Annotated in this window: 19 protein-coding genes and 5 tRNA genes; 12 read left to right on the top strand and 12 right to left on the bottom strand. The window is 65.6% G+C overall.

Features of this window, described 5'->3' with window-relative positions:
• Positions 1-108 precede the first annotated feature (108 nt).
• Positions 109-195 (top strand) — tRNA-Leu (locus tag AC1PLS_RS11330).
• Positions 196-544: 349 nt separating this feature from the next.
• Complete coding sequence (locus tag AC1PLS_RS11325) at positions 545-721, top strand: hypothetical protein (protein ID WP_039521745.1); 177 nt, start codon at positions 545-547, stop codon at positions 719-721.
• Positions 722-911: 190 nt separating this feature from the next.
• Here AC1PLS_RS11325 and AC1PLS_RS11320 read toward each other — a convergent pair.
• The 6 genes from AC1PLS_RS11320 to AC1PLS_RS11295 form a co-directional block, all read right to left on the bottom strand.
• Positions 912-987, bottom strand: a tRNA-Glu gene (locus tag AC1PLS_RS11320).
• Positions 988-1,035: 48 nt separating this feature from the next.
• A tRNA-Ala gene (locus tag AC1PLS_RS11315) sits at positions 1,036-1,111 on the bottom strand.
• Between the two features lie 490 nt (positions 1,112-1,601).
• Positions 1,602-1,677: transfer RNA gene (locus AC1PLS_RS11310), tRNA-Glu, on the bottom strand.
• A gap of 45 nt (positions 1,678-1,722) precedes the next feature.
• Positions 1,723-1,798 (bottom strand) — tRNA-Ala (locus AC1PLS_RS11305).
• A 104-nt stretch (positions 1,799-1,902) separates the two neighbouring features.
• Complete coding sequence (locus AC1PLS_RS11300) at positions 1,903-2,364, bottom strand: c-type cytochrome (RefSeq protein ID WP_039514407.1); 462 nt, start codon at positions 2,362-2,364, stop codon at positions 1,903-1,905.
• Positions 2,365-2,372: 8 nt separating this feature from the next.
• Complete coding sequence (locus AC1PLS_RS11295; protein WP_184431187.1) at positions 2,373-2,765, bottom strand: c-type cytochrome; 393 nt, start codon at positions 2,763-2,765, stop codon at positions 2,373-2,375.
• A 204-nt stretch (positions 2,766-2,969) separates the two neighbouring features.
• Between AC1PLS_RS11295 and AC1PLS_RS11290 the strand changes: the two genes are divergently transcribed.
• From AC1PLS_RS11290 to AC1PLS_RS11280, 3 genes are read left to right on the top strand one after another with little or no spacing between them, the layout of a single operon-like run.
• Positions 2,970-4,103 carry an efflux RND transporter periplasmic adaptor subunit gene (locus AC1PLS_RS11290; RefSeq protein ID WP_184431185.1) on the top strand — a complete coding sequence of 378 codons (1,134 nt, stop codon included), beginning with the start codon at positions 2,970-2,972 and terminating at the stop codon, positions 4,101-4,103.
• Entirely contained in the window at positions 4,100-7,609 is a 3,510-nt protein-coding gene (locus AC1PLS_RS11285; protein ID WP_184431183.1) for an efflux RND transporter permease subunit, read from the top strand. The genes AC1PLS_RS11290 and AC1PLS_RS11285 overlap by 4 nt, the downstream gene beginning before the upstream one ends.
• A complete protein-coding gene (locus tag AC1PLS_RS11280; protein WP_104595205.1) occupies positions 7,606-10,692 on the top strand; it encodes an efflux RND transporter permease subunit in 3,087 nt (1,028 codons plus the stop codon). Before AC1PLS_RS11285 ends, AC1PLS_RS11280 begins: the two co-directional genes overlap by 4 nt.
• A 1,401-nt stretch (positions 10,693-12,093) precedes the next feature.
• On the opposite strand, the gene AC1PLS_RS11275 is transcribed toward AC1PLS_RS11280, so the two are convergent.
• From AC1PLS_RS11275 to zwf, 5 genes are all read right to left on the bottom strand, one after another.
• Positions 12,094-12,753 (bottom strand): bifunctional 4-hydroxy-2-oxoglutarate aldolase/2-dehydro-3-deoxy-phosphogluconate aldolase, encoded by a 660-nt coding sequence (locus AC1PLS_RS11275; RefSeq protein WP_184431181.1) that lies wholly within the window; start codon positions 12,751-12,753, stop codon positions 12,094-12,096.
• A 52-nt stretch (positions 12,754-12,805) separates the two neighbouring features.
• Positions 12,806-14,722: a phosphogluconate dehydratase gene (gene edd / locus AC1PLS_RS11270; RefSeq protein ID WP_024938694.1), complete on the bottom strand. Its 1,917-nt coding sequence runs from the start codon at positions 14,720-14,722 to the stop codon at positions 12,806-12,808.
• Positions 14,723-14,866: 144 nt separating this feature from the next.
• Positions 14,867-15,586, bottom strand: a complete 720-nt coding sequence (gene pgl / locus AC1PLS_RS11265; protein ID WP_184431179.1) for a 6-phosphogluconolactonase — start codon at positions 15,584-15,586, stop codon at positions 14,867-14,869.
• Positions 15,583-16,590, bottom strand: a complete 1,008-nt coding sequence (glk, locus tag AC1PLS_RS11260) for a glucokinase (protein WP_016902597.1) — start codon at positions 16,588-16,590, stop codon at positions 15,583-15,585. The genes pgl and glk overlap by 4 nt, the downstream gene beginning before the upstream one ends.
• A complete protein-coding gene (gene zwf, locus AC1PLS_RS11255; RefSeq protein ID WP_184431177.1) occupies positions 16,587-18,017 on the bottom strand; it encodes a glucose-6-phosphate dehydrogenase in 1,431 nt (476 codons plus the stop codon). The genes glk and zwf overlap by 4 nt, the downstream gene beginning before the upstream one ends.
• A gap of 421 nt (positions 18,018-18,438) precedes the next feature.
• On the opposite strand from zwf, the gene AC1PLS_RS11250 reads away from it, so the two are divergent.
• The gene (locus AC1PLS_RS11250) at positions 18,439-19,527 is read left to right on the top strand and encodes an ABC transporter ATP-binding protein (RefSeq protein ID WP_024938691.1); all 1,089 of its coding nucleotides are present in this window, start codon (positions 18,439-18,441) and stop codon (positions 19,525-19,527) included.
• Here AC1PLS_RS11250 and ygfZ read toward each other — a convergent pair.
• A complete protein-coding gene (ygfZ, locus tag AC1PLS_RS11245; protein ID WP_024938690.1) occupies positions 19,524-20,414 on the bottom strand; it encodes a CAF17-like 4Fe-4S cluster assembly/insertion protein YgfZ in 891 nt (296 codons plus the stop codon). The genes AC1PLS_RS11250 and ygfZ overlap by 4 nt on opposite strands.
• On the opposite strand from ygfZ, the gene AC1PLS_RS11240 reads away from it, so the two are divergent.
• From AC1PLS_RS11240 to AC1PLS_RS11215, 6 genes are read left to right on the top strand one after another with little or no spacing between them, the layout of a single operon-like run.
• Positions 20,316-20,624: a DUF1674 domain-containing protein gene (locus tag AC1PLS_RS11240; RefSeq protein ID WP_228599687.1), complete on the top strand. Its 309-nt coding sequence runs from the start codon at positions 20,316-20,318 to the stop codon at positions 20,622-20,624. The genes ygfZ and AC1PLS_RS11240 overlap by 99 nt on opposite strands.
• 56 nt (positions 20,625-20,680) lie before the next feature.
• Positions 20,681-21,076, top strand: a complete 396-nt coding sequence (sdhC, locus tag AC1PLS_RS11235) for a succinate dehydrogenase, cytochrome b556 subunit (protein ID WP_026064344.1) — start codon at positions 20,681-20,683, stop codon at positions 21,074-21,076.
• Positions 21,073-21,459, top strand: a complete 387-nt coding sequence (gene sdhD / locus AC1PLS_RS11230; RefSeq protein WP_016902592.1) for a succinate dehydrogenase, hydrophobic membrane anchor protein — start codon at positions 21,073-21,075, stop codon at positions 21,457-21,459. The genes sdhC and sdhD overlap by 4 nt, the downstream gene beginning before the upstream one ends.
• A 33-nt stretch (positions 21,460-21,492) precedes the next feature.
• Entirely contained in the window at positions 21,493-23,283 is a 1,791-nt protein-coding gene (gene sdhA, locus AC1PLS_RS11225; RefSeq protein ID WP_039514416.1) for a succinate dehydrogenase flavoprotein subunit, read from the top strand.
• Between the two features lie 3 nt (positions 23,284-23,286).
• Entirely contained in the window at positions 23,287-23,496 is a 210-nt protein-coding gene (locus AC1PLS_RS11220) for a hypothetical protein (protein WP_221237707.1), read from the top strand.
• Positions 23,497-23,512: 16 nt separating this feature from the next.
• The gene (locus AC1PLS_RS11215) at positions 23,513-24,295 is read left to right on the top strand and encodes a succinate dehydrogenase iron-sulfur subunit (protein WP_024938686.1); all 783 of its coding nucleotides are present in this window, start codon (positions 23,513-23,515) and stop codon (positions 24,293-24,295) included.
• Positions 24,296-24,388: the final 93 nt, after the last annotated feature.

The raw sequence follows: 24,388 nt of genomic DNA, 5'->3' as shown, positions 1-24,388 counted from the left end.
ATCGACACTGCTCCACCGCAGCGCTGACGCCATTGCTTGCAGCTGAATTCGTCAGGCGCGTTCTGACACTGTTCGTTTCATGCGCAAGTCGCTATACTGCGCGGCCACGCCGAAGTGGCGGAATCGGTAGACGCAGCGGATTCAAAATCCGCCGCCCTTAAAAGCGTGTGGGTTCGAGTCCCACCTTCGGCACCAGGATGTAGCGGTACAGGCAAAGCCCTTCTGGCGACGGTCAGAGGGGCTTTTCTTTTGTGCGCTCGAGAATTGCCGGAACCGGTTAATGTCTGCCGACTGTTGACCCGTCGCGCTCAGCAGCATTGCGGTCAGAAGCAGAGCGATTTGTGGTCGACGTGGTGCAGCAGCTGGTGCAGCGACGTCACGTTCTTCGTTGTATGGCGGCGTGTTCCATTGCCGCGCATCGATGATGCGTGGTCGCTGAAAATTCCGGCGAGATGAGCATGGGTTGCTGGTAGACGCCTGTAGGCACGCAGCCATCACGCGCGATGCGTACCTTGGAAAGCTCTTTTCAAGCAGGTGGCTTCCCATGGATTTCGATTCTTCGCAGCAACTGCGCATCTTGCGCGACATCCATGACACCACGCCGGTCGCCGACGAAGAGGCCAACTGGGCAGTGCGTGCCGGCTATGCGACCCAGGCCGAAGACGGCGATATCGATCTCACCCACGAAGGCCGCAAGGCGCTGGATGTCGGCCAGACCTGATCCGTCGTTGTGCGGATTCGTTCGACGCGCAACCAAGCTGTGAGCGTTCCACAATCGATGCGCGCGTATGTGTGGATGGACTGACAGGATGCGCGCGTATCGTGCCGCCACCGACTGCATGCGGTGGAGTAGGGTGCCCCTGAATTCCAGGCAAGAAAAAGCCCCGGCAGTGCCGAGGCTTTCGGATGATTGGCGTCCCCACGGGGATTCGAACCCCGGTGTCCACCGTGAAAGGGTGGTGTCCTAGGCCTCTAGACGATGGGGACGCGTATCAAAACCTGGTTGTAGATTCCAGACGGCCTATGTCGGGAATTTGGTGGAGCCAGGCGGGATCGAACCGCCGACCTCCTGCATGCCATGCAGGCGCTCTCCCAGCTGAGCTATGGCCCCACGATGCTGCGAGCCGGCAATCATAGCGACATCGATGGCGCTTGGGAAGTGGTGTGTGCAAAAAAGTTTGCGCGACGGATTCGCCAGTAGCGGGAGCAGCGTGGCGCGTGCCTTCGCGAGCAGTTGATGGGTGCGCGCGTCGTAGGTCGACCGGATGCGATGTCGTCTGTATGGACGATTGTCTGATCGCGCAGAGCATGACGGCGTCGTGGCAGTGGCTTCTTTCGTCAGTCGGGATGGTGCAGCGGTCTGCGCACAACGATCGACCGACATTGCAAGCGTGTGCGTTCGCCGCCATCGACACGTGTGCGGCTGTGCCGGCAACTGCAGGTTGGGGTCGGGCCGCATTGCAATGATGCGAAGCCGTTGCGTCATCGTCTCAGAAGATCGAGATGCCACCACGAGCGTCGCGTGCAGATAACCGCGCATCCAATCGATGCTGAAAAACACGCAAAAAAAAGCCCCGGCAGTGCCGGGGCTTTCAGATGATTGGCGTCCCCACGGGGATTCGAACCCCGGTGTCCACCGTGAAAGGGTGGTGTCCTAGGCCTCTAGACGATGGGGACGCGTATCAAAACCTGAGTTGTCACCCTGACGGCCTAAGCCAGGAGTGGTGGAGCCAGGCGGGATCGAACCGCCGACCTCCTGCATGCCATGCAGGCGCTCTCCCAGCTGAGCTATGGCCCCACGAAACTGAGAACGAAATGATAGCGGCCTGTTAATGTTCGCGCAAGTGCTTTTTCATTTCGCATGAGACGCAGCGTGCGCGGGGCACGCTGCGCATCGGCAACTCAGTTGACGCCGTGCAGGTCGCGCAGCTGCGTCTGTCGAGCACCGAAGTAGGCGGCAAGGTCGGCGATGTCCTGGTCACTCAACGCGGTGGCCTGCGCCGTCATCAACGGGTGCTGGCGATCGCCGCTGCGGTAGGCCTGCAAGGCGTGCGCAAGATAATCGCCGTATTGGCCGCCGAGCTTGGGATAGCTGGGGTCGATGGGGGCGTTGCCGTCGGCGCCGTGGCAATCGATGCAGCTCTGGCCGGTGGCCTTGCCTTTCGCGTGCGCCAGCTTGTCGCCGGCGTCGGCGCGCCCGGTCGGCAGGCCGGCAGACGAGCCGGAGCCATGTTCGCCACTGGCGTGGCCGGCATCGCCAGCGGAATGGTCGGTGGACTCGACCTGGGATTGGGAGCAGGCCGCCAACATCAGGGCAGCGACCAGGGCGATGGCTAGACGCGGAGCGTGCAGGGCGTTCGGCATGTGGGCGCTTATTTGAGGGTGGACAGGTAGGCGGAGATATCGGCGATGTCCTGCTCGGAAAAGCTCTGCGCCTGCGCTTGCATGGTGGGATGCTTGCGTTTGCCCTGGCGGTACTCGGTCAGCGCCTGGGTCAGATACTGGCTGGACTGGCCGCCGATCTTGGGCACGCGATAACTGGGATAGGCGTTCTTGTAGCCGGTGACGCCATGGCAGCCCTGGCAGGTGTAGGCCAGCAAGCGGCCGTTGGACGGATTGCCGGTGGGCGCTGCGGGTGTGGCCACTGCCGCTGCGGGCGCAGGCGTGGCGTGTGCGGCTGGCGTGACTGACGGTGTCGCTGATACGCCCCCAAACGGCAGGAAGACGACCAGAGCGAGACAAGCGGCGAGCGGCTGCGGGCGCATGGTTTCGTATCCGGAAGACTGATTGAACGTCCGCACGTGGGGGCGTGGCGGAACCGGTCCGAGTATGCCTGCGATTTGGCGCCGCGCAAACGGGGTGAATACGCGAACTTGAACAGACCATGACCTTTGGCGCATTGGCGACATGATCGTTCTGGTGGTCTACTTGCCTACAACACCTGTTCACGCATCCACTAGGACACGACGATGTCGCCACTCTCCTTCCTGCCGGGCCGCAGCGGAACCTGCGCCGCTGCATTGTTGATCACCACGAGCCTGTTGCTGGGCGGCTGCAAGGCGGGAGATGGCGAGGCCAAGGCCGCCGAGGAGAAGAAAACCGTCGATGCGGTGCCGGTGGAAATTGCCAAGGCCGCACGCCGTGCGGTGGCGGCCAGCTATACCGGCACCGCCGCCCTGGAGCCGCGTGCCGAAGCGCAGGTGGTGGCCAAGACTTCCGGCGTTGCATTGGCGGTGATGGTGGAAGAGGGCCAGAAGGTGTCCGCGGGTCAGGCCCTGGTTCGCCTGGATCCGGACCGTGCGCATCTGGCGGTGGCGCAAAGCGAAGCGCAGCTGCGCAAACTGGAGAACAGTTACCGCCGTGCCACCCAGTTGGTGGGGCAGCAGCTGGTCAGTGCCGCCGATGTCGACCAGCTCAAGTTCGATGTCGAAAACAGCCGCGCGCAGCATCGCCTGGCATCGCTGGAGCTGTCCTACACCACGGTGCAGGCGCCGATTTCCGGGGTGATCGCCTCGCGCTCGATCAAGACCGGCAACTTCGTGCAGATCAATACGCCGATCTTCCGCATCGTCGACGATTCGCAGCTGGAGGCCACGCTCAACGTGCCCGAGCGCGAGCTGGCCACGCTCAAGTCCGGCCAGCCGGTGACCTTGCTGGCCGATGCCTTGCCCGGTCAGCAGTTCATCGGCAAGGTCGACCGCATTGCGCCGGTGGTGGATTCGGGCAGCGGCACCTTCCGGGTGATCTGTGCGTTCGGCCAGGGCGCCGAAGCCCTGCAACCGGGCATGTTCGGGCGCATCCGCATCGACTACGACCAGCGCAAGGACGCGTTGGTGATCCCGCGCCTGGCGCTGCTGGACGATGGCGAGCCGGCGGTGTTCGTGGTGCGTAAGGGCAAGGCCAGCCGGGTGCCGGTGAAACTCGGTTATGCCGAAGGCCCGTGGCTGGAAGTGCGGCAAGGGCTGAAGGAAGGCGACCAGGTGGTGACCGCCGGCAAGGTGGCACTGCGTGATGGCACTGCGGTGCAGGTCATCGGCCAGCCCGACCGCAAGCCGGTTGCCGCTGCGGCACCGGCAACCGGCAGCGACGGGAAACGCTCATGAGCGATCACGGCAACCCGCACGCACCCGTGCACGACCCGCACGCCCCCTTGCCTGGCGGCGGCGGTCTGGTGGCCTTCGCCACGCGGCGGCGGGTGACCATCGCGATGATCACCGTGACCATGCTGCTGTTCGGGCTGATCGCGTTGCGCAGTCTCAAGGTCAACCTGTTGCCGGACCTGAGCTACCCCACGCTGACCGTGCGCACCGAATACACCGGCGCGGCGCCGGCGGAAATCGAAACGCTGGTGACCGAGCCGGTGGAAGAAGCCGTCGGCGTGGTCAAGAACCTGCGCAAGCTCAAGTCGATCTCGCGCACCGGGCAGAGCGACGTGGTGCTGGAGTTCGCCTGGGGCACCAACATGGACCAGGCCAGCCTGGAGGTGCGCGACAAGATGGAAGCCCTGTCGCTGCCGCTGGAAACCAAGCCGCCGGTGCTGCTGCGCTTCAATCCATCCACCGAGCCGATCATGCGGCTGGCGCTATCGCCCAAACAGGCGCCGGCCTCCGACAACGATGCGATCCGCCAGCTCACCGGGCTGCGTCGCTACGCCGATGAAGATCTGAAAAAGAAACTTGAACCGGTGGCCGGCGTGGCCGCGGTCAAGGTCGGCGGCGGGCTGGAAGACGAGATCCAGGTCGATATCGATCAGCAGAAACTGGCGCAGCTCAACCTGCCGATCGACAACGTGATCACCCGGCTCAAGGAGGAGAACGTCAATATCTCCGGCGGCCGGCTGGAGGAAGGCTCGCAGCGGTACCTGGTGCGCACGGTCAACCAGTTCGTGGATCTGGACGAGATCCGCAACATGCTGGTGACCACGCAAAGCAGCAGCGGCAGCGCCGCGGAAGCGGCGATGCAGCAGATGTATGCGATCGCCGCATCCACCGGGTCGCAGGCGGCGCTGGCCGCGGCGGCCGAAGTGCAGAGCACCTCGTCGGCGTCCAGCAGCAGCATCGCCGGCGGCATGCCGGTGCGATTGAAGGATGTGGCCGAGGTCCGCCAGGGCTACAAGGAACGCGAGGCGATCATCCGCCTGGGCGGCAAGGAAGCGGTGGAGCTGGCGATCTACAAGGAAGGCGATGCCAATACCGTGTCCACCGCCGCAGCGCTGCGCAAGCGGCTGGAGCAGTTGCAGGCGACCGTGCCCGGCGATGTGGAAATCACCACCATCGAGGACCAGTCGCACTTCATCGAGCACGCGATCAGCGACGTCAAGAAGGATGCGGTGATCGGCGGCGTGCTGGCGATCCTGATCATCTTCCTGTTCCTGCGCGATGGCTGGAGCACCTTCGTGATCAGCCTGTCGTTGCCGGTGTCGATCATCACCACGTTCTTCTTCATGGGCCAGTTGGGCCTGAGCCTCAACGTGATGTCGCTGGGCGGGCTGGCACTGGCCACCGGGCTGGTGGTGGACGACTCGATCGTGGTGCTGGAAAGCATCGCCAAGGCGCGCGAACGTGGCCTGAGCGTGCTGGATGCGGCAATCGCCGGCACCCGTGAAGTCAGCATGGCGGTGATGGCGTCCACGTTGACCACGATCGCGGTGTTCCTGCCGCTGGTGTTCGTCGAAGGCATCGCCGGGCAGCTGTTCCGCGACCAGGCGCTGACCGTGGCGATCGCGATCGCGATCTCGCTGGTGGTGTCGATGACGCTGATCCCGATGCTGAGTTCGCTCAAGGGCGCGCCGCCGATGGCGTTCCCGGACGAGCCCAGCCATCCGCAGTGGCAGCCGCAGCAGCGCTGGCTCAAGCCGGTGGCTGCCGGCCGGCGCGGGGCCGGCGCGAGCGTGCGCTACGCGTTCTTCGCGGTGGCGTGGGCGGTGGTCAGGCTGTGGCGCGGCATCGCACGGGTGGTATCGCCGGTGATGCGCAAGGCCAGCGACCTGGCGATGGCGCCGTATGGCCGCGCCGAGCGTGGTTATCTGGCGATGCTGCCGGCGGCATTGCGGCGGCCCGGCCTGGTGCTGGGACTGGCGGCCGCCGCGTTTATCGGCACCGTGTTGCTGGTGCCGATGCTGGGTGCGGATTTGATTCCGCAGCTGGCACAGGACCGCTTCGAAATGACGGTGAAACTGCCTTCCGGCACGCCGCTGGCGCAGACCGACGCCCTGGTTCGCGAGTTGCAGCTGGCGCACGACAAGGATCCGGGCATCGCCTCGTTGTATGGGGTGAGCGGCAGCGGTACGCGGCTGGACGCCAACCCCACCGAGAGCGGCGAGAACATCGGCAAGCTCACCGTGGTGATGGCCGGCGGCGGCAGCCCGGAAGTGGAAGCGGCGGCCACCGAGCGGCTGCGCAGCAGCATGGTCGGGCATCCCGGAGCGCAGGTGGATTTTGCGCGGCCGGCATTGTTCAGCTTCTCCACGCCGCTGGAAGTGGAGCTGCGCGGGCAGGATCTGGGCGAGCTGGAACGTGCCGGGCAGAAGCTGGCGGCGATGCTGCGGGCCAATGGCCATTACGCCGACGTCAAGTCGACGGTGGAAGAGGGCTTCCCGGAAATCCAGATCCGTTTCGATCAGGAACGCGCCGCTGCGTTGGGCCTGACCACCCGCCAGATCGCCGATGTGATCGTCAAGAAGGTGCGCGGCGATGTGGCCACGCGCTACAGCTTTCGCGATCGCAAGATCGATGTGCTGGTGCGTGCGCAACACAGCGACCGCGCCAGTGTGGATGCGATCCGGCAGTTGATCGTCAACCCGGGCAGCAGCCGGCCGGTGCGTCTGGCGGCGGTGGCCGAGGTGGTGGCGACGACCGGGCCGAGCGAGATCCATCGCGCCGATCAGACCCGCGTGGCGATCGTCTCGGCCAGCCTGCATGACATGGATCTGGGCGGCGCGGTGCGCGAGGTCGAATCGATGGTGCGCAACGATCCGCTGGCCGCCGGCGTGGGCATGCATATCGGCGGGCAGGGCGAGGAACTGGCGCAATCGGTGAAGTCGCTGTTGTTCGCCTTCGGTCTGGCGATCTTTCTGGTCTATCTGGTGATGGCCTCGCAGTTCGAATCGCTGCTGCATCCGTTCGTCATCCTGTTCACCATTCCGCTGGCGATGGTCGGCGCGGTGCTGGCCTTGCTGATGACCGGCAAGCCGGTGTCGGTGGTGGTGTTCATCGGCTTGATCCTGCTGGTGGGGCTGGTGACCAAGAACGCGATCATCCTGATCGACAAGGTCAACCAGCTGCGCGAGGAGGGCGTGCCCAAGCGCGAGGCCTTGATCGAGGGCGCGCGCTCGCGCTTGCGGCCGATCGTGATGACCACGCTGTGCACCTTGTTCGGCTTCCTGCCGTTGGCGGTGGCGATGGGCGAGGGCGCCGAGGTGCGCGCGCCGATGGCGATCACCGTGATCGGTGGGTTGCTGGTGTCCACGCTGCTGACCCTGCTGGTGATCCCGGTGGTGTACGACCTGCTGGACCGTCGCGCCGATGCGTACTACCTGGAGCGTGGCCGGCGCACGGCCGGCCAACGTGCGCAGGCGACCGGTAACTCCGACGGGCTGGAGGCGCTATGAGCGTTGCCGCCTTCAGCATCCGTCGGCCGGTCACCACCATCATGTGCTTCGTCTCGCTGGTGGTGGTGGGGCTGATTGCCGCGTTCCGGCTGCCGCTGGAGGCGCTGCCGGACATTTCCGCACCGTTCCTGTTCGTGCAACTGCCGTACACCGGGTCCACCCCGGACGAGGTGGAACGCAACCTGGTGCGGCCGGCCGAAGAGGCGCTGGCGACGATGACCGGCATCAAGCGCATGCGCTCGACCGCCACCGCAGACGGCGCCAACATCTTCATCGAGTTCTCCGACTGGGACCGCGACATCGCCATCGCCGCATCGGATGCGCGCGAGCGGCTGGATGCCATCCGCGACGATTTTCCGGAAGATCTGCAGCGCTTCCACATCTACAAATGGTCCAGCAGCGACGAGCCGGTGCTGAAGGTGCGCCTGGCCAGCCAGACCGATCTGACCGGCGCGTACGACATGCTCGACCGCGAGTTCAAGCGGCGCATCGAACGGATTCCCGGCGTGGCCAAGGTGGAGATCTCCGGCGCACCGCCGAACGAAGTGGAGATTGCCATCGCGCCGGACCGGCTCACCGCGCACGACCTCAGCCTCAATGATTTGAGCGAGCGCCTGGGCAAGCTCAATTTTTCGGTGTCGGCAGGGCAGATCGACGACAACGGCCAGCGCATTCGGGTACAGCCAATCGGCGAATTGCGCGACCTGCAGGAACTGCGCGACCTGGTGCTCAATGCCAAGGGGCTGCGGCTGGCCGATATCGCGCAGGTGCGGTTGAAGCCGACGCGGATGAATTACGGCCGTCGCCTGGACGGGCGCCCGGCGATCGGGCTGGACATCTACAAGGAGCGCAGCGCCAACCTGGTGGATGTGTCCAAGGCGGCGTTGAAGGAAGTCGAGGACATCCGCGCCGAACCTGCGATGCGCGATGTGCAGATCAAGGTGATCGACAACCAGGGCAAGGCGGTGACCTCGTCGCTGGCGGAACTGGCCGAAGCCGGCGCGGTGGGCCTGTTGTTGTCGATCACGGTGCTGTTCTTCTTCCTGCGCCACTGGCCATCGACGCTGATGGTGACGCTGGCGATTCCGATCTGCTTTGCGATCACGCTGGGCTTCATGTACTTCGTCGGCGTCACGCTCAACATCCTGACCATGATGGGCCTGCTGCTGGCGGTCGGCATGCTGGTCGACAACGCGGTGGTGGTGGTGGAAAGCATCTACCAGGAACGCGAGCGTATGCCCGGTCAACCGCAGCTGGCGGCCCTGCTCGGCACGCGCAGCGTGGCGATCGCGCTCAGCGCCGGCACCTTGTGCCATTGCATCGTGTTCGTGCCGAACCTGTTCGGCGAGACCAACAACATCAGCATCTTCATGGCGCAGATCGCGATCACCATTTCGGTCTCGCTGCTGGCCTCGTGGCTGGTGGCGATCAGCCTGATTCCGATGTTGTCGGCGCGCATGAAGACACCACCGATGGTGAGCTCCGAGCGCGGCGTGATTGCGCGGCTGCAGCGGCGTTATGCCAAGGTGCTGGCATGGACGCTGGCCCATCGCGGCTGGAGCGTGGCCGGCATCGTGTTGGTCAGTGCGATCAGCCTGGTGCCGATGAAGTTGACCAAGGTCGACATGTTCGGCGGCGATGGCGGCAACGAGGCTTTCATCCAGTATCAGTGGAAAGGCTCGTACACGCATGAGCAGATGGGTGAGGAAGTGGGTCGGGTCGAGCGTTACCTGCAAGCCAATCGCGACAAGTACCACATCACCCAGATCTATTCGTGGTTCAGCGAAGCGGAAGGCGGCAGCACCACCGTGACTTTCGACGCGGGCAAGGTCAAGGAGCTGCCGGCGTTGCTGGAACAGATCCGCAAGGCCTTGCCGCGCTCGGCACGTGCGGACTACAGCATTGGCAACCAGGGCGATGGCGGCAGCGGCAATCAAGGCGTGCAGGTGCAGTTGGTCGGCGATTCGACCCAGGCCTTGCAGGCCCTGGCCGACGATGTGATGCCGCTGCTGGCGCAGCGCAAGGAATTGCGCGATGTGCATGTGGACACCGGCGACCGCACCAGCGAGTTGGCGATCCGGGTCGACCGCGAGCGTGCGGCAGCCTTCGGGTTCAGTGCCGAGCAGGTGGCAAGTTTCGTCGGTCTGGCGTTGCGTGGCACGCCGTTGCGCGAGTTTCGCCGCGGCGACAACGAGGTGCCGGTGTGGGTGCGCTTTGCCGGCGCCGAACAGAGCAAGCCGGAAGACCTGGCCAGCTTCACGGTGCGTACCAAGGATGGCCGCAGCGTGCCGTTGCTCAGTCTGGTCGATGTGCAGATTCGCCCGGCCGCCACCCAGATCGGCCGCACCAATCGCCAGACCACGCTGACCATCAAGGCCAATCTGGCCAGCAAGGTCACCGTGCCGGAAGCACGCGCGGCAATGGAAAAGCCGCTCAAGGCGATGAGTTTCCCCGCCGGTTACAGCTATACCTTCGACGGCGGCGATTACCAGAACGACGGCGAAGCGATGGGCCAGATGGTGTTCAACCTGGTGATCGCGCTGGTGATGATCTATGTAGTGATGGCAGCGGTATTTGAATCGCTGCTGTTTCCTGCGGCGATCATGAGCGGCGTGGTGTTTTCGATCTTCGGGGTGTTCTGGCTGTTCTGGATCACCGGCACCTCGTTCGGGATCATGTCCTTCATCGGCATCCTGGTGTTGATGGGCGTGGTGGTGAACAACGGCATCGTGATGATCGAGCACATCAACAACCTGCGCCGCCGCGGCATGGGCCGCACGCAGGCCTTGATCGAAGGCTCACGCGAGCGCTTGCGGCCGATCATGATGACGATGGGCACCGCCATCCTGGCGATGGTGCCGATCTCGCTGACCAGCACCACGATGTTCAGCGATGGCCCGCCGTACTTCCCGATGGCCCGCGCGATCGCCGGCGGACTGGCGTTCTCGACGGTGGTGAGCCTGCTGTTCCTGCCGACGATCTACGCAATTCTCGATGACATGAGCAACGGCGCAGCCGCGCTGGTACGACGTGCGCGCGGCGTGCCGAAGACGCCGCCGACAAGCGTTGCGCTGGAATCGTGAGCCGCCAACCCTGCTGAAGTTTTCCCGGCGTAAGGCATTCACCAGCGCGCTGAGGCCCTGAGTGACAAGGCGCAAAGCCTCTCTCCCGCCGGGGCGAGGCGGCACGGCTTGCGCGCCATGGGCGCGCTTGCCTTGGTGCGCCCGCGCCGCAAGCGTGGGCCGGGGCGCGGAGTGAGGGGTTGGGGGGAGGGTACGGTTTCTCCGCGTGCAACCCGCTCGTCAGTTACTGGCTTCGGTGAGGGCGACAGCGCGTCCGCGGACTGGCTCCTCGGCTCGGTCAGACATCCTGTCTGACTCGCCGCCGCGGCACATCCCTGTGCCGCTCTCCGCCAATCCCCGGCCACGCTGCCGCTTGGGCGAATTGTTGCCATGACCTAGTCAAAGCAAGCGAATTATCCGTCTTTTTTTCAATGACCTGCGCGATTCTCGATGACAGCAGCAGAGCCGGGATCTGTTGACGTGTCATGGTGTGGTGCACCGAAGACGCCACCGCCACGTAGCGCTCGAGTCTTGAATGTTATTAGCCGCCTGAAGCCACTCTCCCGTCGGGGCGAGGAGGCACGGCTTGCGCGCCAGGGGCGCGCGTGCCTTGGAGCGCCCGCGCCGCAAGCGTGGGCCGGGGCGCGGAGCGAGGGGGTGGGGTGAGGGCACGGCTTCTCTTCCGGGGAACTGCCAAGCACGTGGCTGTGTTTCGCTGGCTTCGGTGAGGGCGACAGCGCGTCCGCGGACTGGCTCCTCGGCTCGGTCAGACATCCTGTCTGACTCGCCGCCGCGGCACATCCCTGTGCCGCTCTCCGCCAATCCCCGGCCACGCTACCGCTTCGGCGAGTCGTTTCCGTGACGTTGAGCGACGAAAAACGACAGCCAATTCATTGGTCGATTTTGGTGCAAATCATCCGCCAAGGTCGCCGCACGTCTTCTGGACCTTCGACTTCGTAGCTCTCTGACACACCGCCCAGATGCCAAGTACTCAGAAGTGCGCGGTTTCCAGTGCTCTCAATCCGCTGCCTTCAAGAGGGATGCGAAGAGGCCTCTGCCTCATTGGGCGGGGCAACGACCAAAGCTAGGTCGAACATGCCCTGCGGCAATGGCTGCTCCCCGTTCCGCCAACACAGGAACATCCGAGAGTGGTCCGCGGGCGCAGGGGCAGGACCTTACACGACATGGCGCGTGTAAGAGCCCCCATGGATGGGTTCACGGCGTGTCCTGCCCGGCGCCCGCGGGCCGCTCGCACGCATGAAACAAGGCGCCTGCCAGCAGCCTTTCCTCAACCAAAGTGAAAGCGCCAGCAAACCGGGCTTTCCTCATTCAAAACCAAAGCCCCAGCTGATCAGCTTTCCTCAGCTGTCCAGCTTTCCCGGCAACCTGGGTTCCAAGCCGCTGGATACACTGGCCAGAGAATCAGCCCGCACGCACCTGCCGCACGATCGCCGCCGCCTTGGCCGAGCTCTCCTTGACCTTGTCCCACTGGCCCTGCGCCAGCCAGTCCTTGGGCACCATCCACGAGCCGCCGATGCACAGCACGTTCGGCTGCGACAGGAACTCGGCCGCGTTGGCCTCGCTGATGCCACCGGTGGGGCAGAGCTTGAGTTCGGACAGCGGGCCGGCCAGGCCCTTGAGCATCTGCAAGCCGCCCACGGCAGTGGCCGGGAACAGCTTGCACACGCGGAAGCCCAGGCCCATCAGGGTCAGCAGCTCGGTCGGCGTGGCCGCGCCGGGCACGGCGGGGATCGGCGCATCGGCGAGCAGGCGCGCCAGCGGCGCCGGCGTGCCGGGGGTGACCAGGAAGTCGGCACCGGCATCCACCGACTGACGCAGTTGCAGCTCGCTCAGCACGGTGCCGGCGCCGATCACGATGTTGGGCAGCTCGCGCTTGAGCATGGTCAGCGCTTCGATCGCAATCGGGGTGCGCAGGGTCAGTTCGATCGCGGGCAGGCCGCCTTCGAGCAGCGCATCGGCCACGCGGCGCGCCTGGTCCAGCGTGTCCACGGTGACCACCGGCAGGATGCCGGCATCGCGCAGCAGCTGTTCGGCGGTGTTCTGGGTCTGGGCAATCGTCATTGCAACTCCGTTAGACGGCGACCGCGAGGCGGTCGCGCAGAGGGAAGGGGAATCAGGCGTCCTTGGACTCGTGCGGTGCGGCGGCGGCCGCTGCATCGGCACCCAGTTCATACTCGGCGTCGTAGCTCCACAGCGCACCGTCCGGACGGGTCGGGCCGCAGGAAATCGAGATGGCGCCCTGGTCGGCCGGGCCAACCACCTGGCGGTTGATGGCGAACAGGTTGCGCCCCAGGTCGTTGCCCGCCACCGAGGTGTTGGGTGCGACCTCGCGCGATGCCCACTCTTCGGCCGAGACCAGCACTTCCAGCGTGCCGGCTTCGCCGTCCAGGCGCACGATGTCGCCTTCGCGCACACGCCCGATCGGACCGCCGCGTGCGGCTTCGGGCGTCATGTGGATCGCCGCCGGGAACTTGCCCGACGCACCGGACAGACGGCCGTCGGTGACCAAGGCCACGCGCCGACCCTGGTTCTGCAGCAAACCCAGCAACGGCGCCATCGAATGCAGTTCCGGCATGCCGTTGGCACGCGGGCCCTGGTAACGCAGCACCACCACGAAATCGTGCGGCAGCACGCCGGCGGCATGCAGCTTGTTGAGCACCTGCGGCGTGTCGATTACCACTGCCGGCGCTTCGATCGTACGGTGCTGCGGCTTGACTGCCGATAACTTGATCAGCGAGCGGCCCAGGTTGCCGCGCAGCAGGCGCAGGCCGCCCTGCGATTCGAATGCGGCGCTGACCGGCCGCGCCACGCTGTCGTCGGCGGTGGTCGCAGTGCCGGGCACGTAGACGACCTTTCCGTCCTGCAGGCGCGGCTCGTTGGCGTAGGCGCGCATGCCGCCTTCGACCACGGTGGGCAGGTCGTCGTGCATCAGCCCGGCGTCCATCAGCTCGCGGAACACGAAGGCAGTGCCGCCCGCGGCCTGGAAGCGGTTCACGTCGGCTTCGCCGTTGGGGTAGATGCGGGTCAGCAGCGGCACGGTCTGCGAGATCAGATCCATGTCGTCCCAGGTGAGCACGATGCCGGCCGCACGCGCTACCGCAATCCAGTGGATGGTGTGATTGGTCGAACCACCGGTGGCCATCAGCGCGACCACGGCATTGACGATGGCACGCTCGTCGATCAGGCGACCGAACGGACGGAAGTCCTGGCCCAGCGCAGAAATTGCCAGCGCACGCGCGGTGCCCTCACGGGTCAGCGCATCGCGCAACTGCAGCTCCGGGTTGACGAACGAGGCACCGGGCAGCTGCACGCCCATCGCCTCGAGCAACACCTGGTTGGAGTTGGCGGTGCCGTAGAAGGTGCAGGTGCCGGGCGAGTGATACGAGGACGACTCGGCTTCCAGCAGTTCGGCGCGGGTGGCTTCGCCGGCGGCGTAGCGCTCGCGCACTTCGGCCTTCTGCTTGTTCGGAATGCCGGGCGTCATCGGGCCGGCCGGCATGAACAGCGCCGGCAGATGCCCGAAGGCCAGCGCGCCGATCAGCAGGCCCGGCACGATCTTGTCGCACACGCCCAGGTACACCACGCTGTCGAACATGTCGTGACTGAGGCCGATCGCCGCGGCCTGGGCGATGTTGTCGCGCGAGAACAGCGACAGCTCCATGCCGGCGCGGCCCTGGGTCACGCCGTCGCACATCGCCGGCACGCCGCCGGCCACCTGTGCGGTGGCACCGAGCGTACGCGCGGTGTCGCGGATCAGCTGCGGGTAATGCTCGAACGGCTGATGTGCCGACAGCATGTCGTTGTAGGCGGTGATGATGCCCAGGTTGGGCGTGGCCGCACCGCGCAGGCGCGACTTGTCGGTCGGCTCGGACGCGGCGAAACCATGCGCCAGGTTGCCGCAGCTCAAACGGCTACGGAACGGACCCTCGCGCAGGGCGGCATCGAGACCGGCCAGATACGCCGCGCGCGACGGCGCGCTGCGCTTGCGGATACGGTCGGTGACAGCTTGGATGTTCGGATGCAGGCTCATTGGCTACCGGCTATGAGAAACGGGGAAGGTAATCACGCTGTTCTTTTCGTAGATACCCGCACATGGATGTGCGGGCTGTTGCGAAGGACTCGCACGTTTGAATCCCCGCACATGGATGTGCGGGCTCTTGCGAGGGACTCGCACTCACGCACACCAGTGAACCCGCAATTTCGGGCCCGGCGGCTGCAGCGCCACGCGGATCGGATACTCGCTGACATCGTCACCGGCCAATGCAGCCTGCAGCACGTCCAGCTTCTGCTTGCCGCGCAACAGCAGCAGGCGGGTCGGGATGGCGGCCAGTCCGGCCGGTGTCAGCGTGATCCGCAGCGGCCACTGATTCGAGCCGGGGCAGCCGGTGGCATCCAGCGACGCGTAGGGCTGCGGGCTGGACAGTGCCTTGCTCAGGTCGGTCGAGCCCGGAAACAGCGAGGCGGTGTGTCCGTCGCCGCCCATGCCCAGCAACGCCAGGCACGCAGGCTCGGCGTGCCTGGCCTGCAGGTTCGCGGTGTGCACGCACTCGGGCAACTGCTTGCCCGGGCGCACCAGCGGGATGAAGGTCGCCGCCGGTGCATGGGTCAAAAAGCTGTGATTGACCAGCCAGGCGTTGCTGTCCTGATCCTGCGGCGAGAGCCAGCGCTCATCGACCAGGCCCACTTCCACCCGCGACCACTCCAGCGGACGGTGGGCGAGGGATTCGTACACGGGCGCCGGGGTGGTGCCGCCTGACAGCAGCATGCGTGCCTGGCCGCGGCGCGAAATCTCCTGTTCCAGCAGGTCGGCCATCTCGCTGGCCACCGCCTCGGTCCATTCGGCGGGGTCTTCGTAGCGCACCAGTGTGATGCGCGGATTGTCCTGCAGGTTCATCGCTGCTCCCCTGGATGCTGACGCTGCGCATCCACCGCATAGGCGGCGGCGCCGAGCAGGCCGGCATGCGGATGCATGACCGCCAGCGACGGCACCCGCGACATGATCGCGGAGAAGCGTCCCTTGTGTTCGAAGCGCTGGCGGAAGCCGGAATGCTGCAGCGAATCCAGCACCTTGGGCACCAGCCCGCCGGTGAGGAACACGCCGTCCCAGGCGCCCTGCATCAACACCATGTCGCCGGCGATCGCGCCGAAGATGGCGCAGAACAGATCGATGGTGCGCGACGAGCGCGGGTCGCCCGCCGCCGCACGTGCGGTGATGTCCTTGGGCTGCAGCGGGCCCGGGTCGACCCCGGCGATCTCGCTGAGCGCGCGATGGATGTTGACCAGGCCCGGGCCGCAGATCAGGCGCTCGTTGGAGACCCGGCCGAACTGCTCGGAAAGGATCTCCAGGATGCGGATCTCCTCCGGCGTGCCGGGCGGGAAGCTGACGTGGCCACCTTCGGTTTCCAGCGGAAAGCAACGCCCGTTGCGGATGATCAGCCCACCCACGCCCAGCCCGGTGCCCGGGCCGATCACGCCGTAGTTGCGCGGCTGATCGATCGGCGCCGGCCGCCAGCTGGCGCCGCCGACCTGCACCACGTCCTGCGGGCGCAGCAGGCTGATCGCCATGGCCTGCGCGGCGAAGTCGTTGATCAGGTGTAGGGTGCTGAAGCCCAGCATCGCCGCGGTGCGCGAGCGCGAGATCACCCACGGATGGTTGGTGATGCGCGCCTCGTCGCCGTCCACGCGGCCGGCCACGGCGAACACGCCCTGGGTGGCCTGCACGCCGATCTGGTCGAGGTAATAGCGCGCGGCTTCGCCGAGCGAACCGAAATCGACCACCGCAAATTCGCGCGAGGTGTCATCCAGCAGCGGCACCGAGGCGTCGACGTCGGCCAGCGCGAAGCGCGCATTGGTTCCGCCGATATCGGCAACCAGCACCGGCTTGGAAGGAGCGGTCATGCGGTGTGTCCCTGTGCGTCGGTGGCCGGGGGCAGGAAGGGCGCCGCGGCATCGGGGCCCCAGCTGCCGGCCGGGTAGGGCTGCAGCGGCAGCTGCGCGTCTTTCCACGCATCGCTGACGCTGTCGATCCACGACCAGGCCGCCTTGACCTCGTCGTCGCGCACGAACAGTGCCGGGTTGCCGTTGAAGGCATCCACGAACAGGCGCTCGTAGGCGATGCGGCGGTGCAGGCCGGTCGGTACCGACAGTTCCAGCTCCAGCGGCTGCAGTTCGATCGCGCCCCATTCCGGGCCGGCCAGGCTGCTCATCAGGCCGAGCTCGATGTTTTCCTGCGGCTGCAGCTGGAAGGTCAGGCGGTTGGGCACCGCGTTCTGCCGGTCCGGGCGCTCGAACAGCCAATGCGTCACCGGCTTGAGCGTGACCACGATACGGGTGGAGCGCTCGGCCAGGCGCTTGCCGGTGCACAGGTGGAACGGCACCCCGGCCCAGCGCCAGTTATCGATATGCGCGGTCACCGCGACGAAGGTTTCCACGTCGCTGCCTTCCGGCGGGTGATAGGCCTGCGCCGGCTGGCCGTTGATGCTGCCGGCGGTGTAGCGGCCACGCACGCTGTCGTGGGCGGCATGCTCGGCGGTCATCGGGCGCAGCGCGCGCAGCACCTTGACCTTCTCGTCGCGGATGCGATCGGCTTCCAGCGAGGCTGGCGGCTCCATCGCCACCAGGCACAACAACTGCAGGATGTGACTCTGCACCATGTCGCGCAGCGCGCCGGAGCGCGCGTAGTAGGCATCGCGCCCATCCACGCCTTCGCTCTCGGCCACCAGGATCTGCACCGACTCGATATAGGTGCGGTTCCACACCGCTTCCAGCAAGGTATTGCCGAAGCGCAGCGCGATCAGGTTCTGCACCGCCGCCTTGCCCAGGTAATGGTCCAGGCGGAACACGCGGTCTTCGTCGATCAGCGCGCCGATCGACTGCAGGATCTCGCGGGCGCTGTCCGAGTCGTGGCCGATCGGCTTTTCCAGCATCAGCCGGTGCGGCGCGGCCAGCGCACCGCCCAGGGCCAGGCCCTGGCAGGTGCTGATGTACAGGCCCGGCGGAATCGCCAGGTAGCTCACGCACTGGCGGCTGGCCAGCTCGCGTACGGCATTGGCCACCGACTCGGCATCGCGCAGATCCACCGAGCGATAGTCGACCCGCTGCATCAGCGTTTCGATCTGCTCGGGCGTGGCGATCGGCAGCGCGGCAGCCAGGCGCGGGCGCAGGACCTCGCGGAATGCCTCGGTGTCGTGCGGCGACAATGCCAGCGCGCGGATACGGAAGTCCTCCGGCAGCAGGCCATCGACGAACAATCGCAGCAGGGACGGGAAGAGATAGCGCTGGGCGAGATCGCCGGTGGCGCCGAACAGGATCAGGGTGTTGTGCATGGACCGAATTTCAGATTCTGGAGACATCGTGATCAGCAGCTGGTCGGAAAGGCGCCGGACAGCCGGCGGTCGGTATGTCTGTTCCTGAGCGACACTGGTGTGCGCGCAGCGGGGGATGGACGCGTACGCCCAATCCCCGATTGTTGCAGCAAGTGGCCGTCAGCGGTTAGCGCCGCGGCGGTTGACCTGCACATGCGTGGCCGAATGGCGGGCCTTGCACGGTAGGCTGCACCGCTTGAGGCAGCGGCTTGGGTCGGTGGCGGCATGGTCCCTCCCGAGATCGATGTTGCCATGTGAAAACGATTACATGTCAGAATAAACCAATGCATTCGTTTGCAGGAAATTTCCTTGCAGGCGCATGCGGCGTCACCGCCGTCGGGAGGGCCGAGGGCAGGGCGCACAACTTACGTTGAGGCCGAAGATGGCGAAAGTGCAGTTGGAAGGTGTCCGCAAGGTCTACGAGAACGGCCAGGTCGCGGTGCAGGGTGCGAGCTTCGAGGTCGCCGATGGCGAATTGATGGTGCTGGTCGGTCCGTCCGGCTGCGGCAAGTCGACCCTGTTGCGCATGATCGCCGGGCTGGAGGACATCAGCGCCGGCACGCTCAAGATCGGCGAGCGCGTGGTCAACGACGTGGCCCCCAAGGACCGCGACATCGCCATGGTGTTCCAGAGCTATGCGCTCTACCCGCACATGACCGTGGCCGAGAACCTGGCCTTCGGGCTCAAGCTGCGCGGCCACCCCAAACAGGTCATCGCCGAGCGGGTCAACAACGCCGCCGAGTTGCTGGGGCTGACCCCGATGCTCGACAAGCTGCCCAAGGCGATGTCCGGCGGCCAGCGTCAGCGCGTGGCGCTGGGGCGGGCGATGGTGCGCGAGTCGTCGGTGTTCCTGCTCGACGAGCCGCTGTCCAATCTGGATGCCAAGCTGCGCCACAGCGTGCGTACCGAGATCGCGCAGCTGCACCGCAAGCTCGGCACCACGATGATCTACGTCACCCACGATCAGGTCGAGGCGATGACGCTGGGCCAGCGCATCGTGGTGCTCAAGGATGGGGTGATCCAGCAGATCGACAGCCCGATGGCGCTGTACGACCGCCCGGCCAATCTGTTCGTGGCCGGATTCCTCGGCAGCCCGGCGATGAACGTGCTGCAGGGGCGCCTGGATGAGCAGGACGGCCTGCACCTGGTCATGGCCGATGGCTGGCGCGTGCCGCTGGGTGCGGCGCGGGTCGAGCGCAGCTGGTTCGGTCGCGAGGTCATCGTCGGCGTGCGTCCGGAGCATCTGCAGCCGTCCAACGATGCCGCGCTGGGCTTCGACGCGCGTATCGATGTGATCGAGCCGGTCGGCAACGAGATCTTCCTCAACCTCGACCGTGGCGGCCAACCGCTGGTGATCCGGGTCGCACCGCAGGCCCTGCCGGCGGTGGGGGAGCAGCTGCGGCTGGCGTTGCGCAGCGAGGCGCTGCACTTCTTCGACCCGGCCAGCGGCGAACGGCTGGCGCTGGCCTAACGCGCCAGTCCCTGCACGAACGCAAGCGGGCGGGCGGCATGCGCGCCCGCCTGCAGCACGGCGTCGGCCTCCAGGGTCAGCTCCAGCGGCAGCACCGCCAGCGCAAGATCGCCCGCCACGCTGACCAGCGTGCCGACGGTGGCATCGCCCAGCAGCACGGCCTGGCCCGCCTCGGCCAGCGCATCGCTGCCAACGGCATCGACCTGCAGCAGCTGCAGTGCACGCTTGGCCTTGCCCAGAAAATGCGTCCGCGCCACGATTTCCTGGCCCGGATAGCAGCCCTTTTTGACGCTGAAGGCCTGTAGGCGATCCAGCGCCAGCTGCTGCGGCGTCCACTGCTCGCGTTGCGCATCGGGCAGGCGCGCCAGCCCCAGTTGCAGGTCCGTACGGCGCCACTCGGCGTCCATGCGCGGTACTTCGATAGGCGTGGCCAATGCCTCATCGTTCGCCAGCAACATCAGCGTGCGCGGCAGGGCAGGGCTGCCCAGGTCCAATTCGATACGCTGCGTTCCGATATCGGCCTGCGCGCCCTGGGCGCGGGCAGGCGCGGCAAGGCCGCCAAACGCCGAAAGCGCCGCCACGCCGATCTTGAGCTTGCGTCGGAACACAAAACGGCCGAGTTGCGTTGCGATCTCGGCCGCATTGCCATCGGGCAACAGCATCAGCAGGTGGGTGTCGTCCTCACGCAGGAGTGCGAAGATGGCGATCACGCGCCCCTTTGCCGTCAACCACGCATTCCACTGCCACTGCCCGATCGCCAGCGCCTGTACGTCGTTGGCAAATTGCGCATGCGCGAACGCCACTGCATCCGTCCCGATCAAGCGGACGTATTGCATGTCGTGCAGGGAGCCAAAACCCTGTGGAATAAGATTCAGGTTGTCAGCCATGGAAGGGGAGGACTAAAATCGCAATGTTGTGAGACCACTATGATAGGCCATCCAACCCCCACCCCAGCGCAGGATTCCGAGACGCAGCCTTCTCCTCAGGAGCATCTTCCCGAGAAGCAGCCACTGCCCAAGGAGATTGGTGGACGCGACGGCCCCGAGCCAACGCGCTACGGCGACTGGGAAAAAAATGGACGCTGCATCGATTTTTGAGCAGCTTTTAGCCACAGCGGTCTAGTGCCGCCCAGCCGAGAAAACGAGCCCAGCGAATGGCGATCCGCGAACGTCCTCTTTCCCCGCATCTCCAGGTGTACCGCTGGCAGATACAGATGGTGACCTCGATTCTCAATCGAGCCACCGGCATCGTACTGTCCATCGGCGCTCTGGCGATTGCCGCCGCCTTGCTGACATTGATGCTCGGCCCCGACCACTGGAATTGTTTCCGCGAGCACGCAGGCGCCTGGTACGGCCAGGTCTTCCTGTTCGGCTGGACCTGGTGCTTCGCGTTCCACCTGTTCGGTGGACTGCGCCACATTATGCAGGACTTCGGACAGGGCTATGCAGTGCGCTCGTTCGTCAGTCTTGGCTGGTTGTCGCTGATCCTGAGCTTCGTGCTCACCGCTGCGATCTGGGCCTATGTACTGCTGGCCGGAGGTGCCGTATGAACCGCTACCGTACCCCGCTGAAGAACGTGCGTGGCCTGGGTGCCGCCAAGACCGGCACCGAGCACTTCGTGGTGCAGCGCCTGACCGCCACCGCCCTGGTGCCGCTGTCGATCTGGTTCCTGATCTTCGTGCTGAGCCTGATCGGTGCCGATCACGCTGCGGCCAGCGCCGCCGTGGCCAAGCCCTGGAACGCGATCCTGTTGGTCGGCTTCCTGATCGCCTCGTTCTGGCATGCGCAGCTGGGCATGCAGGTGGTGCTGGAAGATTACGTGCACAACTCGCTGCTCGCGCTTGCTGCGCAGACCATCGTGCGCTTCGTCGCCGTGCTGGGCGCCATCGTCAGCGTGTTTGCCGTGGCGCGTATTGCGCTGGGCATCAGCTGAGTCGTCCGCGACCAAACAGGAATCCATAATTCGATGTCCGCTTACAAGATTACAGAACACAAGTACGACATGGTCGTGGTGGGCGCCGGCGGCGCCGGCCTGCGGGCCACGTTCGGCCTGGCCCAGAAGGGCCTGCAGACGGTCTGCCTGACCAAGGTCTTCCCGACCCGTTCGCATACCGTTGCGGCGCAGGGCGGCATCTCGGCCGCGCTCGGCAACATGGGCGAAGACGATTGGCGCTACCACTTCTACGACACCATCAAGGGCTCCGATTGGCTGGGCGACCAGGACGCGATCGAGTACATGTGCCGTGAGGCGATTCCGGCGATCATCGAGCTGGAGCACTACGGCGTACCGTTCTCGCGTACCGAAGAGGGCAAGATCTACCAGCGCCCGTTCGGCGGCATGACCACCAAGTACGGCGAAGGCCCGTCCGCACAGCGCACCTGCGCGGCGGCCGACCGTACCGGTCACGCGATGCTGCACACGCTGTACCAGCAGTCGCTGGCGCACAACGCACGCTTCATGATCGAGTACTTCGCACTCGACCTGATCTTCGACGAGGAGGGCGTCTGCCGCGGCGTGCTGGCGCTGGATATGGCCGATGGCAGCTTGCATCTGTTCCGCGCCCACGGCGTGGTGCTGGCCACCGGCGGCTATGGCCGTGCCTACTTCAGCGCCACCTCCGCCCACACCTGTACCGGTGACGGCGGCGGCCTGGTGATGCGTGCCGGCCTGCCGGTGCAGGACATGGAGTTCGTGCAGTTCCATCCCACCGGTATCTACGGTGCGGGCTGCCTGATCACCGAGGGCGTGCGTGGCGAAGGCGGCATCCTGCGCAACAGCAACGGCGAGCGCTTCATGGAGCGCTACGCACCGCATTACAAGGATCTGGCATCGCGCGACGTGGTATCGCGCTCGATGACCGTGGAGATCCGCGAAGGCCGTGGCGTGGGCGAGCATAAGGATCACATCCTGCTCGACCTGACCCACCTCGGCCCGGAAGTGATCAACGAGAAGCTGCCCGGTATCGCCGAGAGCGCGCATATCTTTGCCGGTGTGGACGTGACCAAGCAGCCGATTCCGGTGTTGCCGACCGTGCACTACAACATGGGCGGCATTCCGACCAACTTCTATGGCGAAGTCGTGCGCAAGCAGGGCGACAACCCGGATGCGGTCGTGCCGGGCCTGTACGCGATCGGCGAAGCTGCCTGCGTGTCGGTGCACGGTGCCAACCGCCTGGGTTCCAACTCGCTGCTGGATCTGGTGGTATTCGGCCGTGCGGTGGCAAACCGCTGCGCCGAGACGGTCAAGCCCAACCAGCCGCACAAGACATTGCCGTCCGATGCCTGCGAAAAGGCGCTGGGCCTGCTGGACAAGCTGCGCTACGCCAACGGCTCCACGCCGACCTCGGTGATCCGCGACAACATGCAGCGCACCATGCAGTCGGACGCGGCGGTGTTCCGTACCAGCAAGACGCTGAAAGAGGGCGTCGACAAGATGGCCGAGATCTTTGCCAGCTTCGAAGACGTCAAGGTCTCGGACCGCTCGCTGGTATGGAATTCGGATCTGATCGAAACCTACGAGTTGAACAACCTGCTGCTCAATGCAGTGGCGACGATCAACTCGGCCGAACAGCGGCATGAGAGCCGCGGCGCGCATTCGCACGAAGACTTTCCGGACCGCGACGACGTCAACTGGCAGAAGCACACGCTGGTCACCGTCGACGACAAGGGCAAGTGCGAGTTCGAATATCGTCCGGTGCACATGTACACGCTGAGCAAGGACGTGGACGTGGTCCCGCCGAAGCCGCGCGTTTACTGATCGATGCGCATGGATCGATCCGCTTTCGCATTGCCTCTGCTGGCCGGCCTGTTCGGGTACCGCAGCCGTGCACCGCGACAGCCGGATCGCCTCATGACGCAGGGGCAACGCCGGCAAGCCGCCGGCGGTTGCGCCACCGCCGCGGCGGTGGCATCCGTCATCTTTACCTTCATGCGCACGGTGCGGTTGTCGTTCGCACCGCGCATCGCCTGAGCCAACGAGAGCAGCTATGGCAGAGTTCACCCTCCCCAAGAATTCAAAGATCGGCAAGGGCAAGCATTACCCTGCACAGGGCGCCAAGAACACGCGCACCTTCAAGGTCTACCGCTGGGATCCGGATGGCGAAGCCAACCCGCGTACCGACAGCTATGAGATCGATCTCGACAAGTGCGGCCCGATGGTGTTGGACGCGCTGATCAAGATCAAGAACGAGATCGACCCGACGCTGGCGTTCCGTCGCTCCTGCCGCGAGGGCATCTGCGGCTCGTGCGCGATGAACATCGACGGCACCAATACGCTTGCCTGCACCAAGGCGATTGCCGCCTGCGGCAAGGCCGAGGTGCCGATCTATCCGCTGCCGCACATGAGCGTGATCAAGGACCTAGTGCCGGATCTGACGCATTTCTACGCGCAGTACGCGTCGATCAAGCCGTGGATCCGCACCCAGACCCCGCCGCCGCCGGATCGCGAGCGCCTGCAGTCGCCGGAAGACCGCCGCAAGCTCGATGGCCTGTACGAGTGCATCCTGTGCGCCTGCTGCTCGACCAGTTGCCCGAGCTACTGGTGGAATGGCGAGCGCTATCTGGGCCCGGCGATCCTGCTGCAGGCGTATCGCTGGATCATCGATTCGCGCGACGAGGACACCGGTGCGCGTCTGGACGACCTGGAAGATCCGTTCAAGCTGTATCGCTGCCACACCATCATGAACTGCGCGCGGACCTGCCCCAAGGGCCTGAACCCGGCGCTGGCGATTGCCGAGATCAAGAAGCTGATGATGGCGCGTCGCGCCTGATCGCAGCGCAATGCGGGCCCGCCTCGGCGGGGAGATGGTTCACAGCGGCACCGGCCCTTGGTCTGGTGCCGCTGTCGTTTTCGGCGCCGGCAA

The organism is Xanthomonas sp. NCPPB 3218 (assembly GCF_056725185.1).
The sequence above is the reverse complement of the archived record's forward strand: the minus strand, read 5'-3'. Positions and strand labels throughout refer to the sequence as shown.

What these genes read in the sequence shown, in the direction of transcription:
- AC1PLS_RS11325 (WP_039521745.1), top strand. Translation starts at nt 545, where the DNA reads ATGGATTTCGATTCTTCGCAGCAACTGCGCATCTTGCGCGACATCCAT.
- AC1PLS_RS11300 (WP_039514407.1), bottom strand. Translation starts at nt 2,364, where the DNA reads ATGCCGAACGCCCTGCACGCTCCGCGTCTAGCCATCGCCCTGGTCGCT.
- AC1PLS_RS11295 (WP_184431187.1), bottom strand. Translation starts at nt 2,765, where the DNA reads ATGCGCCCGCAGCCGCTCGCCGCTTGTCTCGCTCTGGTCGTCTTCCTG.
- AC1PLS_RS11290 (WP_184431185.1), top strand. Translation starts at nt 2,970, where the DNA reads ATGTCGCCACTCTCCTTCCTGCCGGGCCGCAGCGGAACCTGCGCCGCT.
- AC1PLS_RS11285 (WP_184431183.1), top strand. Translation starts at nt 4,100, where the DNA reads ATGAGCGATCACGGCAACCCGCACGCACCCGTGCACGACCCGCACGCC.
- AC1PLS_RS11280 (WP_104595205.1), top strand. Translation starts at nt 7,606, where the DNA reads ATGAGCGTTGCCGCCTTCAGCATCCGTCGGCCGGTCACCACCATCATG.
- AC1PLS_RS11275 (WP_184431181.1), bottom strand. Translation starts at nt 12,753, where the DNA reads ATGACGATTGCCCAGACCCAGAACACCGCCGAACAGCTGCTGCGCGAT.
- edd (WP_024938694.1), bottom strand. Translation starts at nt 14,722, where the DNA reads ATGAGCCTGCATCCGAACATCCAAGCTGTCACCGACCGTATCCGCAAG.
- pgl (WP_184431179.1), bottom strand. Translation starts at nt 15,586, where the DNA reads ATGAACCTGCAGGACAATCCGCGCATCACACTGGTGCGCTACGAAGAC.
- glk (WP_016902597.1), bottom strand. Translation starts at nt 16,590, where the DNA reads ATGACCGCTCCTTCCAAGCCGGTGCTGGTTGCCGATATCGGCGGAACC.
- zwf (WP_184431177.1), bottom strand. Translation starts at nt 18,017, where the DNA reads ATGCACAACACCCTGATCCTGTTCGGCGCCACCGGCGATCTCGCCCAG.
- AC1PLS_RS11250 (WP_024938691.1), top strand. Translation starts at nt 18,439, where the DNA reads ATGGCGAAAGTGCAGTTGGAAGGTGTCCGCAAGGTCTACGAGAACGGC.
- AC1PLS_RS11240 (WP_228599687.1), top strand. Translation starts at nt 20,316, where the DNA reads ATGCGCGAACGCCACTGCATCCGTCCCGATCAAGCGGACGTATTGCAT.
- ygfZ (WP_024938690.1), bottom strand. Translation starts at nt 20,414, where the DNA reads ATGGCTGACAACCTGAATCTTATTCCACAGGGTTTTGGCTCCCTGCAC.
- sdhC (WP_026064344.1), top strand. Translation starts at nt 20,681, where the DNA reads ATGGCGATCCGCGAACGTCCTCTTTCCCCGCATCTCCAGGTGTACCGC.
- sdhD (WP_016902592.1), top strand. Translation starts at nt 21,073, where the DNA reads ATGAACCGCTACCGTACCCCGCTGAAGAACGTGCGTGGCCTGGGTGCC.
- sdhA (WP_039514416.1), top strand. Translation starts at nt 21,493, where the DNA reads ATGTCCGCTTACAAGATTACAGAACACAAGTACGACATGGTCGTGGTG.
- AC1PLS_RS11220 (WP_221237707.1), top strand. Translation starts at nt 23,287, where the DNA reads ATGCGCATGGATCGATCCGCTTTCGCATTGCCTCTGCTGGCCGGCCTG.
- AC1PLS_RS11215 (WP_024938686.1), top strand. Translation starts at nt 23,513, where the DNA reads ATGGCAGAGTTCACCCTCCCCAAGAATTCAAAGATCGGCAAGGGCAAG.